The organism is Acinetobacter sp. 22512, assembly GCF_052044755.1.
Lineage (GTDB): Bacteria > Pseudomonadota > Gammaproteobacteria > Pseudomonadales > Moraxellaceae > Acinetobacter > Acinetobacter pittii.
On the sequence record NZ_JBQENP010000007.1, the window covers coordinates 18,588 to 33,362 of the forward strand.

The window sequence follows — 14,775 nt, forward strand, 5'->3', positions numbered from 1 at the left end:
GTGAACAATCTACCTAACCTATCGGATTTAAAGGTTTTTTGCACAGTCGCTAAACTAAAAAGTTTTGTCGAATCTGCTGAGGAACTTGGGACATCGCCAGCTTTTATTAGCAAGCGAATTAATATTTTAGAAAACACCTTAAGCTGCAAACTTTTTCATCGCAGTACACGTCATGTTAGCCTGACGGAAGATGGCAAACTCATCCTTGAGAGAGTTTCAAATATTCTTGAAGAATTTGATGAAGTCTGTGAACTGGTAAATAACCCACTCAGTACGCCTACCGGTCGTATGGATATTATTAGTAGCTTTGGTTTTGGCAGAAAGCATATTGCACCAATTCTGTCTAAATTAATGATGCTTTATCCAAAACTTCAGATTCATTTTGACACCATCGACAATACCAAAGACCTGATTCAACACAGTATTGATTTAGACATCAGAATTGGTAATGAAATTGCGCCAAATATGATTGCGAAGAAGTTAGCTTCTAACTTTCGAATTTTGTGCGCTTCACCGAGTTATTTACTTAAACACGGTGTACCAGACAGCATTGAGGATTTGCAAACACATGATTGTTTGACGATTAGTGAGCGTGATCAATCGTCTGTGCTATGGAAATTTAGGCATGCTTCTGAAGATGTCTCAGTGCATATCAAACCACGTTTTGTTTCGAATAACGGCGAAATTATTCATCAACTTGCCATAGAAGGCCACGGGATTATTTTCCGATCAATTTGGGATGTTGCAGATGAATTAATTACAGGTCAACTCCAACACATTTTGCCCGAATATTGGCAAGATGCAGATGTTTGGGCAGTTTATCCATCACGACTCAAAAGCTCATCTAAATTACAAACCTGCATTTTGTTTATTCAAAACGAATTGCTCAATCGTTTACAGCATGTGCAGAACTTAAGTCGTGGACAACTCATTTCACCAGCCGTCAAACGAGAACCGCCGCCTGAAAAAGTCTTTTTATGAAAAAAAGCCCTAAGTGAGGCCTATTCACTTAGGGCAATCGTTTACTTTTAAATTTTAGAAATAATATCCAATTGAAAGATAAAACAGTTTATCCCAGTCATTACTGCTGCCTTGTGCAAGGCCATTTGCCCCACCACCTACCATTGGGTCATTCTTACTCATAATATATTCACCCTGAATACCAATGGCTTTGTAATTAAAATAAATCCCTGCTATTAAGCGTTCAGAGTCTTTATAACCATTCTCATCTTTAAAAAAGCGGCTATGAGAGATATAAGGCTTAATATTTTCAAGTTTGTGAAATGGCTGAGCAAAGGTATAGTTAATTTCATTGACTAGATATTTGCCTTTATTAGCGACTTGATACGGGTAATCAAATGCTCCAATGGTTGAGCTATTTGGAAATAAATTATCACCATTGGTGACATCTTGCTTACCTACTAAGAACATCCATTGCCATGCTTGATATTGCGTTTGAGCAAATACATTCCATGATTTGCGGTGTCCATCTTCATCTGTTCTTTTATTTTCTAAATCAGAATACCAGACTGAACCACCTAACTCGGTCGAAAATTTTTGAACTTTATCAAGTTCAAATTTTCTAGAGGCTCGCGCAATCCACATATTCTTTTCTTCAATATTAGTTCCTACCATCAAGTCATCAGTTTCAACGAAATTACCGCTGTATCTACTTGAGTCTTTTGACGTTCCCTTATAGTTTCCTCCATCAGTTGGATAGAAACCTAAGGTCAAATTGTATTTATCATCTGCAAATTTATATTTAATCCCCAGATTATCGATGTCTTCTAAACCAACGGTATTTAAAAGCGTTTCGTAATAACTACTCCCCCAAAATTCGCCAAAGCCAAAATCAACGGGTTGCAAACCTGCCGTGATTCTCTGCTTGTCAGATAACTTATAACCCACCCATGCTTTTTTTAGAAAAATCGCATCACATAAGCGATCATATTGATAACAACGGGCATCCGCACCTGCAATCCAATCTGGATTTTCATAACCTAGCACTAATTTAATATCAGTTAATCGCCAGTCATCATTTTGAGAACCTTCATTTGCATCAACCACATAATCTTTATGCAAATAACGGGAACGCACGGCACCAGAAACTTTAAACTGTCCCGAATCCAAAGTTGGATCTCCCCAACTCAAATCAGCAGCAGAAGCCTCTACTCCCGCCGTTAAACTTAAAATTCCTAAAAATAATAATGACCTTTTCATGTCTTCAACATCCTTGTTAAGTGTTATAAGAACATGAAGAAATTGATCTAGACAAACAATGCCATAACTATAAAGTCGGTCTTTACAAACTGTGTTTAATCAAAAAATAAGCATAAAAAAAGACCACGCAGGAGCGTGGTCTATAAAATGGTGGCTATGACGAGACTTGAACTTGTGACCCCCGCATTATGAGTGCGGTGCTCTAACCAACTGAGCTACATAGCCGAAAACTGTGCGCGCATTATCTTAACTTCTTTAACGCACGTCAAGAAAAATTTTAAATAAATTAGGTGAAGTGAGCCTATAAGCCGGGTTCTGTCGAGGATGGCCATTCCTCTAGGCGTACAATCACTCATACGCTCAAGCGACCTACCCGAATCCAGTACGGGCCGTACCTCAGGATTCCTATTTGGTCTTGCTTCTGGTGGGGTTTACCATGCCGTGAACTGTTACCAGACACGCGGTGCGCTCTTACCGCACCCTTTCACCCTTACCTCACGAATGAGGCGGTCTACTCTCTGCTGCACTTTCCGTCGGCTTTCACCGCCCAGGCGTTACCTGGCACCCTGCCCTATGAAGCCCGGACTTTCCTCCCCTGCTTCAGTCACGAAGACCTCCACAGCAGCGACCATCCAGCTCACTTCAGGGGCGCATATTAACAAATTTATTTACTAATTGCTTGTGCTTTTTTGAGCAATTAATTTTTTATATTTGTCGAATAGCTCATCTTCCGTCTCCACATGCTGCGGATCTTTAGGAATACAGTCCACTGGACAAAATAACTGACATTGCGGCTGGTCATGATGACCAACGCATTCAGTGCATAAATCTGGATGAATTTCATAAATCACTTCACCCATGAAAATAGCTTCATTTGGGCAAACTGGTTCACAAACATCACAGTTTATGCATTCATCGGTAATATATAACGACACTTTACCAACCTTGTTGATGTTTACGTTCAAAGGCCTCAACCACAGCTTGCGGAACAAACTTGGTTACATCCCCTTTTAAACGAGCAATTTCCCGAATTAATGTCGAAGAAATAAATGAATACTGCTCAGATGGTGTTAAAAATACTGCTTCAAAATGTGGGTCAAGTTGACGGTTCATATTGGCAAGTTGAAATTCATATTCAAAATCAGAAACTGCTCTTAAACCACGAAGTACTGCTGTTGCCTTTTGCTCTTTGAAAAAATTAACTAGTAAACCATCAAAGCCTACAAATTCAACATTTGATAAATGGCTGAGTGATGTTTGGGCCAGTTCAACTCTCTCTTCTAGACTGAACAAAGGATTTTTATGATGTCCAATTGCAATTGCTACTACAACCTCATCAAACATTCTTGATGCTCTAGTAACTAAATCAACGTGTCCATTCGTGATGGGGTCAAATGTTCCAGGATAAATTACACGCGTTTTAGACATCCGCTAGTACTCTAATTGTATTGTGAACCTATTTTAGCAAAAGTTATACATGAGGCGAAATATTGACGTGCAGGAAAAACTTCACCTTAGCATCAGTTTACGGCACAATAGGCATAATTGTGGAAGTTTGAATTATGGCGAAAGCAACAGTAGTAAAGAAACATAATGGCGGAACCATCGCACAAAATAAACGTGCCCGTCATGATTATTTTATCGAAGAAAAATTTGAAGCTGGTATGTCTTTACTCGGCTGGGAAGTAAAGTCTTTACGTGCTGGTCGCATGAGTTTGACAGAAAGTTATGTCATTTTTAAGAATGGTGAAGCGTTTTTATTTGGTGCACAAATTCAACCGCTCCTTTCAGCATCTACTCATGTAGTACCTGAAGCTACACGTACACGTAAATTATTATTATCACGCCGAGAACTAGAAAAGCTAACAGGTTCAGTTAACCAAAAAGGTTACTCATGTGTTCCTTTAGCATGTTACTGGAAAGGTCACTTGGTTAAACTTGAAATCGCGCTTGTGAAAGGTAAACAGCTTCATGACAAACGTGCGACTGAAAAAGATCGCGATTGGCAGCGTGATAAAGCTCGTATATTTCATAAGTAATTAAATAAAAAGCCTCTTTTTAGAGGCTTTTTTATATCGCGGAATTTATTAATTTAATCTATATAAGAGTCCAGCAATATATTCGCCAAACCATTTAGCTGTATCTAAATCACCTTGTGGAGGAGTAATTTCAACAGGTGCATTATCTGACTGCGTCATTAAACCTAAACAACTCGATAATCGATTTAAATCTTTTTCACTATGCCCAGTCGTCATTAAAGGTAAACCTGACCAAAGCATGCCATGTTGCATCGCAAAAATATTTAATTGTTGTAATACCGCCAATTTATCGCCGCTTAGACCACCTGAGTTTGCAAAGCCAGCTGCAAGCTTTCCTTGCCACAAACGCTCTTTCCAACGTTTAGAAGTACTGTCCATAAACTTTTTAAAGTCAGCGGTCATACTCCCCATATAGGTAGGCGAACCAAAAATAATACCGTGCGATGCATCAAGTGCATCCCAATCAATATGTTCAATATTCATTAAATGTACTTTTACACCCATCACCTCTGCCCCAGCAGCAATAGCGGAAGCTACCTTCGCGGTATGACCATATGGACTGTGGTAGACAATAGAGAGATGTTTTTCAGGCGAAGACATAAGATTAAAGTTTTGAGCGATTTTTTCTATTTTATCATTTTATTAACGCTTGCTAAACCTTCATCTATAAATATGAAATATAAGGTTTTCACTACTGCATACTATAGAAATATTTTCAAATTAAATAAAAAACTCTCCTATTTTTAATAAATATAAAATAAGAGAGTCATTTAAGGAAGTTATCAAAACTTACATAAAAACAAACGTAGCCATACGTCCTGTCTTCGCATCACGACGATAAGAAAAATACTCATCACCCTGTTGATAAGAACATTGATCTCCACCTAAGACTTGTTGCACACCTAGACTTTGCAAAATAAAGCGTGCAATGGCATATAAATCTGCATGAAATTTATTTGGAGCCACGCCCTCAACAAAAGCTGTTTCCAACTCTGGATATTTATCACAAAAAGCAGTTTTTACTTCGGCCCCAATTTCAAAACAAGGTTGACTGATTGCAGCTCCTAACCATGCCCAAGTTGGAGGATTCTGCATAGCGGCTACTGTATTTTCAATAATGCCACCTGCTAAACCACGCCAACCCGCATGCAAATTAGCAACTTCACTGCCTTCGGCATTTCCCAACACGACTGGTAAGCAATCAGCCGTCATCATCATTAAAGCATGACCTTTAGTTTGAGTAACTAAACCATCACCAATTAAAGCTTTAAAGGGAATTTGTTCATTTACAGTATGGCAAATCGTACTATGCGTTTGGGTCATCCATGTCATTTTTTTAACACCAAATTTCGCAAACTCATCTAACAATATCATTCGATGCTGTTGAACACGTTGTGCCTCATCTTTGACATGTAAAGCCAAATTAAAGCCAGATAATTCAAGTTGATCCGTTGGTAATGCCAAAGGATGTTGAACACGTGTCTGCCCTACAAATACACCTTGAGGTAAACCTTGAACAAATTCCATATGCACGTCCTTAATATGCAGCGTTTTCTGAACGTAACACATTCACTAAATGTGTGAAATCTTCAGGCCACGGCGCTTCAAATAGCATTTCTTCACCAGTACGAGGGTGTTTTAAGCCCAATTTCGCTGCGTGCAATGCCTGACGTTTAAAACCACGTAAAGTTTCAATGAGCAATTCAGATGCACCAGCTGGCACACGTACACGGTTCATATAAACCTGATCGCCAATCAAACCGTAACCAATATAACTAAAATGCACACGGATCTGATGTGTTCGTCCTGTTTCAAGACGAGCTTGTACACGGGTAAAATCTTTAAAACGTTCTTTTACATTGTAGTGAGTTACTGCATCTCGTCCACCCGGTAAAATTGCCATTTTCACACGGTCAACTGGGTGGCGTTTGATTGGTTCATCAATGGTACCGCCAGCAATAATATTTCCATAAACAACCAAGTCATATACACGGTAAACCGTTTTATTTGCCAACTGTTTACTTAAAGAAAATTGAGCTTCTAGGCTTTTAGCAACAACCAGTAAACCGCTGGTATCTTTATCAATACGGTGTACTAAACCAGCGCGCGAAAGTTCTGCCAATTTTGGGAAATGGTAAAGCAAAGCATTCACTAAAGTTCCAGAACTATTGCCTGCTCCTGGATGTACCACCATGCCTACTGGCTTATTAATGACTAAAATATCATCGTCTTCATAGACAATATTAAGTGGAATATTTTCAGGTTGACTCGTCGTCTGAGCTTCGAGCTCTACTTCGAGCGTAAGTAGCTCTGTTCCTTCACAACGGTGCTTAGGCTTGACAATGTTACCATTCACCAACAGATGGCCATCCTTCAACCATTGCTTGAGCTTTTCACGCGAAAACTCGCTCCACACCAAAGCTGCTACCTGATCGATACGTTGTCCCAGATAGGTTTCATCTAGCTGAACTTGCAACGATAAACGTGTTGCAGTTGTATCAGAAGTATGGTTATCTGCATCCTCAGAATCTTCAAGTAAATTGAAGTCGGTTTCAGAGAAGTTTGTGTTTGAAGATTGTGCTGAAGTCATTTGATCATTGAGATAAAAGTGGTTTAATAGCGCAATTGTAGCTCATTGCCCAACATAACAGAGGAGTTTTTATGTCGCTACCACGTTATAAAATTACGATGCTTGCCTTATCTTTAGGCGTAGCGTCTGCATTTGTGGGCTGTAGCAGCAATCCAAGTAAAAAAGAAGTGGTCGATACTGGCCCTCAATCTAGTGAACAAGCTTACTTCGAAAAGGCCCAAAAGTCGCTTGACCGTGGTCAATATCTTGATGCGACCAAGTCTTTAGAGGCAATCGATACTTATTATCCGACTGGACAATACGCTCAACAAGCACAACTTGAACTTCTATATTCGAAATTTAAACAAAAAGATTATGAAGGCACCATTGCCTTAGCAGAACGTTTTATTCGTTTAAATCCTCAACATCCAAATGTGGATTATGCTTATTATGTTCGTGCTGTTGCCAATATGGAGCAAAACTACGACAGTTTGATGCGTTATACCTCTTTGCAACAGTCACATCGTGATGTGAGTTATTTAAAAGTTGCGTATCAAAACTTTGTTGATTTAATTCGTCGTTTCCCAAGTAGCCAATATTCTGTTGATGCTGCTCAGCGTATGAAATTCATTGGGCAAGAACTTGCTGAAAATGAAATGACTGCCGCTCGCTTCAACGTTAAGCGTAAAGCTTGGATCGCCGCTGCAGAACGTTCGCAATGGGTGATTGAACACTATCCACAAACACCTCAAATTCCAGAAGCTTTAGCCACTTTGGCATATAGCTATGACAAGTTAGGTGATAAAGCTACTTCGCAACAATATATTGAAGTTTTAAAACTTAATTATCCAAGCTTGGTGAAAAAAGACGGCACAGTTAACATGCGTGCTGCTCGTAAAGAAGGTAACTGGATCAACCGTGCAACTTTAGGTATTTTCGGTCGTGAATCGACTGCTGCAACGCCAGAGAGCACAACTGAAGCAGAAGCTCCAAAACGTGGTTTCCTCAACCGTGTTAGTTTTGGTTTAATTGGTAATTCAGATAAAGAAGAAACTAAAGCACCAGAACAAACACCTGTTGAAGCTCCTAAGTCTGAACGTAGTTGGACAAACCGTTTAAGCTTCGGTTTATTAGACAAACCTGAGTCACAAGCAGCAGAAAATACAACTGTTGCACCAGCTGTAACCTCTACTGAAGCTTCAACTGATGTTCAATCAGATGAGGCAACACAAGGTGCGGATGACGCTGCTCAATAAGTTTAAGCTTTAAAAAACATCAACAAACAGGCAAGTGATATCACTTGCCTGTTTGTTTTTATAAAATATTAAAATATTTATTGGGCATATCTCGATTCATCATGTCAGAATATTCTGACTTACTGTCTCATCAAGTTTTAATACGGTTATCTGAATTATGGCAATTCCACAACATACGATTGATCAAATTCTAGATCGCACAGATATTGTCGATCTGATTGGTCAGCGTGTGAAATTGAAAAAAACCGGACGTACATATTCCGGCTGTTGCCCTTTTCATCAAGAAAAAACGCCATCATTCCATGTCTACCGTGACAAACAGTATTATCACTGCTTTGGTTGTCAGGCTAACGGAAATGCAATCCGTTTTCTTATGGATATTGATAACCGAAACTTTATTGAGGTAATGAAAGAATTATCGAGCAGTACTGGAATTGAATTACCCAAAGATAATACTGAGAATAAAAAACTATCTTATACCCGTCAGGTTACAAAGCCACCTGTTACTAAAACAAATACGGCTGAGCCTGTAACTTCACAGCAGCCATCAGATGAAAGCTACAACACGCTTGAACCCGTATTTTTTGATGACCCTTTTGCTCAGTTCGAACAGCCGTTTAGCTTTGATGAACCAGTTCAAGAAGGTAATTTATATGACTTACTGGAAAATGTTGCTCAGTTCTATGAACAACAATTACCTCATAGTCAAAAGGCAAAAAATTACTTTAAACAGCGTGGACTAACCAATCAGACTATTCAATTTTGGCGCTTAGGCTATGCTCCAGAAGACTGGCAACACCTAGAAAAAGCTTTTCCTTATGATATTGACGGCTTAAAACAACTTGGACTTATCCGCTCGAGCGATAATGGCCGTGATTTTGACCTATTACGTGACCGCGTTATTTTCCCAATTCGCGACCCGAAAGGCCGAGTGGTTGGCTTTGGTGGGCGTGCATTAAATGATGAAATCAAGCCCAAATATATTAACTCGCCAGATTCAGAAGTCTTTCATAAAAATCAGCTACTTTACGGACTTTATGAAGGTAGAAAACTTAAATCTAGCGATTGGTTAATGGTTGAAGGCTATATGGATGTCATTGCGCTTCAGCAATATGGCATTACAGGAGCTGTAGCAACCTTAGGGACTGCAAGTAATACTGAACACCTTAATATTTTATTTAAACAAAATAGTCGTATTACCATTGCTTTTGATGGTGATGCTGCTGGTCAAAAAGCAGCACGCAGAACTTTAGAAATTGCTTTACCCCTTCTCAATGATGGTCGTGAACTTAAATTTTTTGTTCTACCCAATGATCACGATCCAGACTCTCTCATCCGTCGAGAAGGACTCGAAAATTTTCAAAAACTATTACAACAAGCCCCTCTTTTGTCCGATTTCGTGTTTGCGCACTTAACAGGTCAACACGATATCAGTACGCCTGAAGGGAAAAGCTTAGTCATGGGTGAACTCAGAGAACTCACCGAGTTATTACCAAAACAAGGTTCTTTCCGTTACTTACTTACTCAATCTTTCCGTGAAAAACTCGGACTAGGTAAACGTTTTACCCCACAAATCAGCCACGATGCCTCGCTCTCATTTAACATCCATACTAAAGATGAAGACTTTGCGATTGCAATTTTAATGCATCATCCTTTTCTTTATATTCATTTTGAAGGATTACGGGCTTATATTCACCAAGATGAATTATTAGCCAAAGTACTGGCAATCTTAAATCGTATTTTTGATGATTTACCGGATGATCAAGAGTTGGCAACTTATTATGTGCTTGGTGCTTGTAGTAGTTACTGTCATGAAATCGCCGATATTATGCAAAGAACCAATATTCAAGCACTAACACAGGCACCTGAAGTAGCTGACAAGTTAGCTAAAGAATATTCATTAAGTTTGCAAGAAAGATATTTACGTCAGAAGCTGAAATCACCGATTTCTTTAATTGAATCAAGAAATCTAAGACAACAATTGAATGAATTAACAAAACAAATTAGCTTAAAGTTGTTGTCTTAATGTTTTGGCTTACGCTCATGATCAAATACATCCTGTAAATGCTGTTGTAACCATTCAAAATAATCAGGATTTTCTGCTTTAGCAGCTTCACGTAACAAGATAGATGTGGGATGCATAAGTTTTTGCGTCAAACGGTGAGCAAATTGCTGTAACACCTGTTCGGCATTCTCACCATGATGCAAAGCTTCTAACGCATGTGTAAGCTCTTGTTGACTAATCTCTTCACTGTGCTGGCGGTAAGCATGAATTGTACTACCCGCCTCTTTAACCTTTTGATGCGTAATAAGCTGAGTAGCTAATTGATTAACCATGACCTCTGCTTCAACAGCCGCCTGACGACGTTGAGCAAGGTTTTCATCAATCACACTTTGTAAATCATCGACACCATATAAATAGACCCCATCAAGTGCTTCAACTTTAGGATCTATATCACGTGGTACCGCTAAATCAACCATTAACATTTGTTGGTAGCGGCGTTTTTTTAATGCAGCCTTAACATCAGAATAAGCAATAACTTGATATAAACTTCCAGTACAGCTCGACACGACATCAGCACGATATAAATTCTCTGCTAATGCTGAAAACTCAATGATTTCAACTTCAACCTGTTGTGCAATCTCCTGAGCCAGCTGGTCAGCACGCTCACGGCTACGATTACAAATAATAATCTTCGCGACACCCATTTCAGCCAAATGCTTAGCAACCAAGCTATTCATTTCACCTGCAGCAACAACCATTACGGTAAGCTTTTCAGGCTTACTAAAAACTTGTAAAGCAAGTTGTGCAACAGCATACCCCATCGAAACAGCATGACTACCGACCGCTGTTTCGGAACGTACACGTTTAGCTGCATAGAAAGCGTATTCAAAAACACTATTTAATTCAGGAGAGACCGTTTGAGCTTCTTTAGACAATGCTAAAGCACTTTTAACCTGCCCTAAAATTTGCGGCTCACCAAGCATGAGAGAATCTAGACCACTCGCCACTCGCATTAAATGTGTAATCGCCTGCGTATTCTCGTAACGATAAACATGATGAATTAACTGCTTTACATCAATATTATTGGCATCAGCTAACCATTTTAGAAGGCTTTCGGCGTTTTCTGCCATGGCATAAACTTCTGTACGGTTACAGGTCGAGACGACCACCAAATCCTTTAAGTTTTGGTGATGGCGTTGTTCGGCAAGCAAGCGACTTAATCGCTCTGCATTGAAAGCAATTTGTTCGCGGAGTTCTACAGAAGCTGTTTGATGGTTGACACCCAATGCAAAGAAAGACATATCAGATCATCATTTCGCTAAATTTATGCTATTGTGCAACATCGGTGTCATAAAAAGCATTACTTTGGATCAATAAAAATTGCGTCAAATGAATAGCCGTATTAATTTTAACGGTGCTTCGATAAGACAGTATTCTACCACATTCTTGTTGTTAGGTAGCATGTCCTCGTATGTCTATGCACGTCCTGTGCAAGAGACCTATGCCGTGCATTCATTTGATCAGGCCCTAGAGCAAACAATGGTCGCTGAATTTGCTCTAGCTTATGACGATATTCCAAACGCTTTGCATAATTACACAGTGCTCGCAATTAAAAGCAACTCTACATCAATTAAGCAGAGAGCTTTAGACGTTGCACTTGAATATAATGATTTACAAGCTGCGTTAAATATTGCTACTCATTGGGTAGCTCAAGAGCCTAAAGATGTACCAGCTTTATTTTATTTGTCACACATTGCTTTAAAAACGCACGAATATCAGCTTGCTGCTGAGACATTAGATAAAATTTTAAAGATAGATCCCACTGCCGATTTAGAACAAATTTTAGCTAGCATTGCTCCAGAAAATGCGCAAGATCGAGAAGTACTATTAACAGCTTTACGTTCTAGCGCAGAAAAAGACAATCCTTCTATTTTGGCACTCATCGCCAATTTAGAAGCTCAAAATGGCCAATTACAAACTGCGCTAACCAACATTAACAAAGCATTACGTCGACGTCCTAAAGTAACGAGTTTTATTTTAATGAAAGCAAACTTACTTATTGCTCTCAGCGATCAAGAAGGTGCGCTTAAATGGTATGCAAAGTCGAGTCGTAAGAATAAGAAAAATTTAGATATTCGATTAGCGGAAATCCGCTATCTCATACAAATTAACCAATCTCAGCTTGCGTTAGAAAAACTTGAAAAAATTATAGAAACTAACCCTAAAGCTGAAGAAGCCTTATTCATTGCAGGCTTAACGAGTATTGATTTAAAACAATATGACAAAGCAGAACAATATCTTGTTGACCTAAGAAACTCGGCTAAATACCAAAATGAAGCATATTACTACTTAGCCATTAATGCAGAGCGTAAACAGCATTATGAAACTGCAAAAGCTTACTATCGTTTAGTTGATGGCAGTTTATATGTGGTATCTAGACGAAACTTGATCGCAATATATGATAAACAAGAAAACTTACACGATGCTTTACGGTTCCTTACTCAAGAACGAGTAAATTATCCTCAACATGCAAGTTTCTTATATCAAGCCCAAGCTGAAATCTTAAAGAAAATGGGTAATAAAAAAGCTGCACTAAATCTATTAGATGAAGCAATTAAAAACCTACCCGACGACCCAGAACTGATTTATGCGGAAGTTTTATTACTTGATCCATATACGGATCGTGACAAGCTGGACAAAACATTAAAACAATTATTACAACTTGAGCCCAACAGCCCAACGTATCTAAATGCATATGCTTATACACTGGCACTGCAAAACCGTCGTTTAAAAGAAGCACGTCAGTATGCAGAGCAAGCTTTAGAATATGCGCCTGAACAGGCCTCAATTCTTGATACGCTAGGTTATATTGCATTTTTACAGAACGATTATGAAGCTGCGGCGGAAGCCTTAGGCAAAGCCTATGAACTTAGCCATAATATAAATATTGGCGTTCGTTATGCTAAAGCTTTGTATATGCAAGGGTCACTCACGCAATTTAGCGCAGTGTTACAACAACTGAAACAAAAACATGCCAATGATCCACAATTACAACAGCTTGATGCGTTAATTTTACCTACATCTGCAAAAAAGAGTTAAATATATGAGCAAATTTGCCCAACTGTGCACAGCGATTTGTGGATCAAGTGCATTATTTCTAACCGGTTGTCAGCATTTTACTCAACCCAAGCCAGCGGTTACCCAACAAGTTCAAGATGAAAAGCACTTTAATTTGCAAGGTAAGATTGGAGTTCGTACACCACAACAAACCGGTAGTGCTTTTTTTACTTGGCTTCAACAGCAAGATAATTTTGATATCGAGTTAAGCGGCATTTTAGGCGTTGGAAAAACCCAAATTCAGGGTAAACCAGGCGAAGTAACTTTAAACAGTTCTAAAACAGGACTTATTAGCGCTGCCTCTCCAGAAGAACTTTTAGAACGTGCAACGGGTTGGCAAGCCCCTATTACACACTTAACGAGCTGGATTTTAGCAAAACCAGCAACGCTAAATGCTCAAATTACGAAAGACGCTGCAAATCGAGTGAGCCAACTCATTGAAGATGGCTGGACGGTTAATTTCAGTTACGATGGTGAACAAACTTTGCCAAACAAACTGGTTTTAAAGCAAGCTCTTGCTGAAGATAAAGAAAACCGTATTACAATGGTCATCCAAAACCGCTAAGTCTAATTATATAAATCTATGATTCGAGTTCCTTCCCCTGCTAAGCTCAACCTGTTTTTACATATTACAGGCCGACGCGAAAATGGTTACCATGAGCTACAAACCATTTTCCAACTTATTGATTTATATGACTGGATGACATTTACCCTGACTTCAAATGAAGAAATCAAAATTGATGGGTTAAGTGAAATTCGTCCTGAAGAAAATTTGATTTATCGGGCAGCGCAAATACTAAAGCCACATGCAAAAAAGTTTTGTGGTGTACACATCAAAATTGAAAAAAATATTCCAATGGGCGCAGGTCTAGGCGGTGGTTCTTCCAATGCCGCCACCACGCTTATTGTGTTAAATCAATTATGGGAATGTGGTCTGGAGCAAGAACAACTTGCGGACTACGGTGTTAAGCTCGGTGCCGATGTTCCTATTTTTATTTATGGTAAAAACGCATGGGCCGAAGGCATCGGTGAACATTTATCATTCATAGACTTAGATCAAAAACAGTTCATTATTTTAAAACCTGATTGTTTTATCAGCACTCAATTGCTTTTTTCACAAAAAACATTGACAAGAGACTCTAAGACCACTAAATTTTGCGCCTATCAGTTAGAGCCTTCTAATTTTGGAAATAACTTTGAGCCACTGGCTCGACAGTTATACCCTAAAGTAGAAGAAGCAATGCAATATTTAGATCAGTTTGGTCAAGCAAAGCTTACAGGTACAGGTGCTTGTGTTTTTACTGAAGTAACAAATGAAATGAATATTGACGAAATTCTTAACCATTCACCATGTAAATCTTACTTGGTAAATAGTTTAAAAGAATCTCCTCTTAATCATTTTAAAGTTACACGTTAGGGGCGTCGCCAAGTGGTAAGGCACCGGGTTTTGATCTCGGCATCCGTTGGTTCGAATCCAGCCGCCCCTGCCAACCTCACCTGTAATGATGATTATATTAGGGGCGTCGCCAAGTGGTAAGGCACCGGGTTTTGATCTCGGCATCCGTTGGT

14 protein-coding genes, 2 tRNA genes and 1 other RNA gene are annotated in these 14,775 nt (G+C 39.1%); 8 read left to right on the top strand and 9 right to left on the bottom strand.

Translation table 11 applies throughout. The annotated features are described in order from the left end of the window. Nucleotides 1-981: a LysR family transcriptional regulator gene (locus ACTJJG_RS09385; RefSeq protein WP_001061607.1), complete on the top strand. Its 981-nt coding sequence runs from the start codon at nt 1-3 to the stop codon at nt 979-981. Nucleotides 982-1,035: 54 nt separating this feature from the next. Here ACTJJG_RS09385 and ACTJJG_RS09390 read toward each other — a convergent pair whose 3' ends face one another. The 5 genes from ACTJJG_RS09390 to coaD form a co-directional block, all read right to left on the bottom strand. Continuing rightward, complete coding sequence (locus tag ACTJJG_RS09390; protein ID WP_032056894.1) at nt 1,036-2,220, bottom strand: porin; 1,185 nt, start codon at nt 2,218-2,220, stop codon at nt 1,036-1,038. Nucleotides 2,221-2,368: 148 nt separating this feature from the next. After that, nucleotides 2,369-2,445 (bottom strand) — tRNA-Met (locus ACTJJG_RS09395). A 63-nt stretch (nt 2,446-2,508) separates the two neighbouring features. Beyond that, nucleotides 2,509-2,864: RNase P RNA component class A (gene rnpB, locus ACTJJG_RS09400), an RNA gene on the bottom strand. A 27-nt stretch (nt 2,865-2,891) separates the two neighbouring features. Beyond that, complete coding sequence (locus tag ACTJJG_RS09405; protein ID WP_005070936.1) at nt 2,892-3,155, bottom strand: YfhL family 4Fe-4S dicluster ferredoxin; 264 nt, start codon at nt 3,153-3,155, stop codon at nt 2,892-2,894. A gap of 1 nt (nt 3,156) precedes the next feature. Further along, the gene (coaD, locus tag ACTJJG_RS09410; RefSeq protein ID WP_005070938.1) at nt 3,157-3,648 is read right to left on the bottom strand and encodes a pantetheine-phosphate adenylyltransferase; all 492 of its coding nucleotides are present in this window, start codon (nt 3,646-3,648) and stop codon (nt 3,157-3,159) included. A 134-nt stretch (nt 3,649-3,782) separates the two neighbouring features. On the opposite strand from coaD, the gene smpB reads away from it, so the two are divergent. Next, nucleotides 3,783-4,259, top strand: a complete 477-nt coding sequence (smpB, locus tag ACTJJG_RS09415) for an SsrA-binding protein SmpB (RefSeq protein WP_002120348.1) — start codon at nt 3,783-3,785, stop codon at nt 4,257-4,259. A 48-nt stretch (nt 4,260-4,307) separates the two neighbouring features. On the opposite strand, the gene ACTJJG_RS09420 is transcribed toward smpB, so the two are convergent. The 3 genes from ACTJJG_RS09420 to rluD all read right to left on the bottom strand — a co-directional run bounded on the left by ACTJJG_RS09420 (nt 4,308) and on the right by rluD (nt 6,849). Continuing rightward, on the bottom strand, nt 4,308-4,859 hold the full coding sequence (locus ACTJJG_RS09420; RefSeq protein WP_032056895.1) for a flavodoxin family protein: 552 nt from the start codon (nt 4,857-4,859) through the stop codon (nt 4,308-4,310). 189 nt (nt 4,860-5,048) lie between these two features. After that, on the bottom strand, nt 5,049-5,786 hold the full coding sequence (gene pgeF, locus ACTJJG_RS09425; protein WP_005070942.1) for a peptidoglycan editing factor PgeF: 738 nt from the start codon (nt 5,784-5,786) through the stop codon (nt 5,049-5,051). A gap of 10 nt (nt 5,787-5,796) precedes the next feature. Further along, a complete protein-coding gene (rluD, locus tag ACTJJG_RS09430; RefSeq protein WP_005075271.1) occupies nt 5,797-6,849 on the bottom strand; it encodes a 23S rRNA pseudouridine(1911/1915/1917) synthase RluD in 1,053 nt (350 codons plus the stop codon). Between the two features lie 71 nt (nt 6,850-6,920). Here rluD and ACTJJG_RS09435 point away from each other — a divergent pair, with 71 nt between their 5' ends. Next, on the top strand, nt 6,921-8,084 hold the full coding sequence (locus ACTJJG_RS09435) for an outer membrane protein assembly factor BamD (RefSeq protein WP_032056897.1): 1,164 nt from the start codon (nt 6,921-6,923) through the stop codon (nt 8,082-8,084). A 157-nt stretch (nt 8,085-8,241) separates the two neighbouring features. Further along, complete coding sequence (locus tag ACTJJG_RS09440) at nt 8,242-10,110, top strand: DNA primase (protein WP_032056898.1); 1,869 nt, start codon at nt 8,242-8,244, stop codon at nt 10,108-10,110. Here ACTJJG_RS09440 and hemA read toward each other — a convergent pair. Then, nucleotides 10,107-11,390 (bottom strand): glutamyl-tRNA reductase, encoded by a 1,284-nt coding sequence (gene hemA / locus ACTJJG_RS09445; protein ID WP_032056899.1) that lies wholly within the window; start codon nt 11,388-11,390, stop codon nt 10,107-10,109. The two genes, ACTJJG_RS09440 and hemA, sit on opposite strands and share 4 nt — an antisense overlap. An 88-nt stretch (nt 11,391-11,478) precedes the next feature. On the opposite strand from hemA, the gene ACTJJG_RS09450 reads away from it, so the two are divergent. The 4 genes from ACTJJG_RS09450 (at nt 11,479) to ACTJJG_RS09465 (ending at nt 14,696) form a co-directional block, all read left to right on the top strand. Further along, nucleotides 11,479-13,188, top strand: coding sequence for a tetratricopeptide repeat protein (locus tag ACTJJG_RS09450; protein ID WP_005070953.1), 1,710 nt, complete (start codon nt 11,479-11,481; stop codon nt 13,186-13,188). Between the two features lie 4 nt (nt 13,189-13,192). Then, on the top strand, nt 13,193-13,771 hold the full coding sequence (gene lolB / locus ACTJJG_RS09455) for a lipoprotein insertase outer membrane protein LolB (protein WP_032056900.1): 579 nt from the start codon (nt 13,193-13,195) through the stop codon (nt 13,769-13,771). An 18-nt stretch (nt 13,772-13,789) separates the two neighbouring features. Beyond that, nucleotides 13,790-14,623: a 4-(cytidine 5'-diphospho)-2-C-methyl-D-erythritol kinase gene (gene ispE / locus ACTJJG_RS09460; protein ID WP_032056901.1), complete on the top strand. Its 834-nt coding sequence runs from the start codon at nt 13,790-13,792 to the stop codon at nt 14,621-14,623. Then, a tRNA-Gln gene (locus ACTJJG_RS09465) sits at nt 14,622-14,696 on the top strand. The genes ispE and ACTJJG_RS09465 overlap by 2 nt, the downstream gene beginning before the upstream one ends. Nucleotides 14,697-14,775 lie beyond the last annotated feature (79 nt).

Coding starts and splice junctions, on each gene's coding strand:
- ACTJJG_RS09390 (WP_032056894.1), bottom strand. CDS start 2,220: ATGAAAAGGTCATTATTATTTTTAGGAATTTTAAGTTTAACGGCGGGA.
- coaD (WP_005070938.1), bottom strand. CDS start 3,648: ATGTCTAAAACGCGTGTAATTTATCCTGGAACATTTGACCCCATCACG.
- smpB (WP_002120348.1), top strand. CDS start 3,783: ATGGCGAAAGCAACAGTAGTAAAGAAACATAATGGCGGAACCATCGCA.
- ACTJJG_RS09420 (WP_032056895.1), bottom strand. CDS start 4,859: ATGTCTTCGCCTGAAAAACATCTCTCTATTGTCTACCACAGTCCATAT.
- pgeF (WP_005070942.1), bottom strand. CDS start 5,786: ATGGAATTTGTTCAAGGTTTACCTCAAGGTGTATTTGTAGGGCAGACA.
- rluD (WP_005075271.1), bottom strand. CDS start 6,849: ATGACTTCAGCACAATCTTCAAACACAAACTTCTCTGAAACCGACTTC.
- ACTJJG_RS09435 (WP_032056897.1), top strand. CDS start 6,921: ATGTCGCTACCACGTTATAAAATTACGATGCTTGCCTTATCTTTAGGC.
- ACTJJG_RS09440 (WP_032056898.1), top strand. CDS start 8,242: ATGGCAATTCCACAACATACGATTGATCAAATTCTAGATCGCACAGAT.
- hemA (WP_032056899.1), bottom strand. CDS start 11,390: ATGTCTTTCTTTGCATTGGGTGTCAACCATCAAACAGCTTCTGTAGAA.
- ACTJJG_RS09450 (WP_005070953.1), top strand. CDS start 11,479: ATGAATAGCCGTATTAATTTTAACGGTGCTTCGATAAGACAGTATTCT.
- lolB (WP_032056900.1), top strand. CDS start 13,193: ATGAGCAAATTTGCCCAACTGTGCACAGCGATTTGTGGATCAAGTGCA.
- ispE (WP_032056901.1), top strand. CDS start 13,790: ATGATTCGAGTTCCTTCCCCTGCTAAGCTCAACCTGTTTTTACATATT.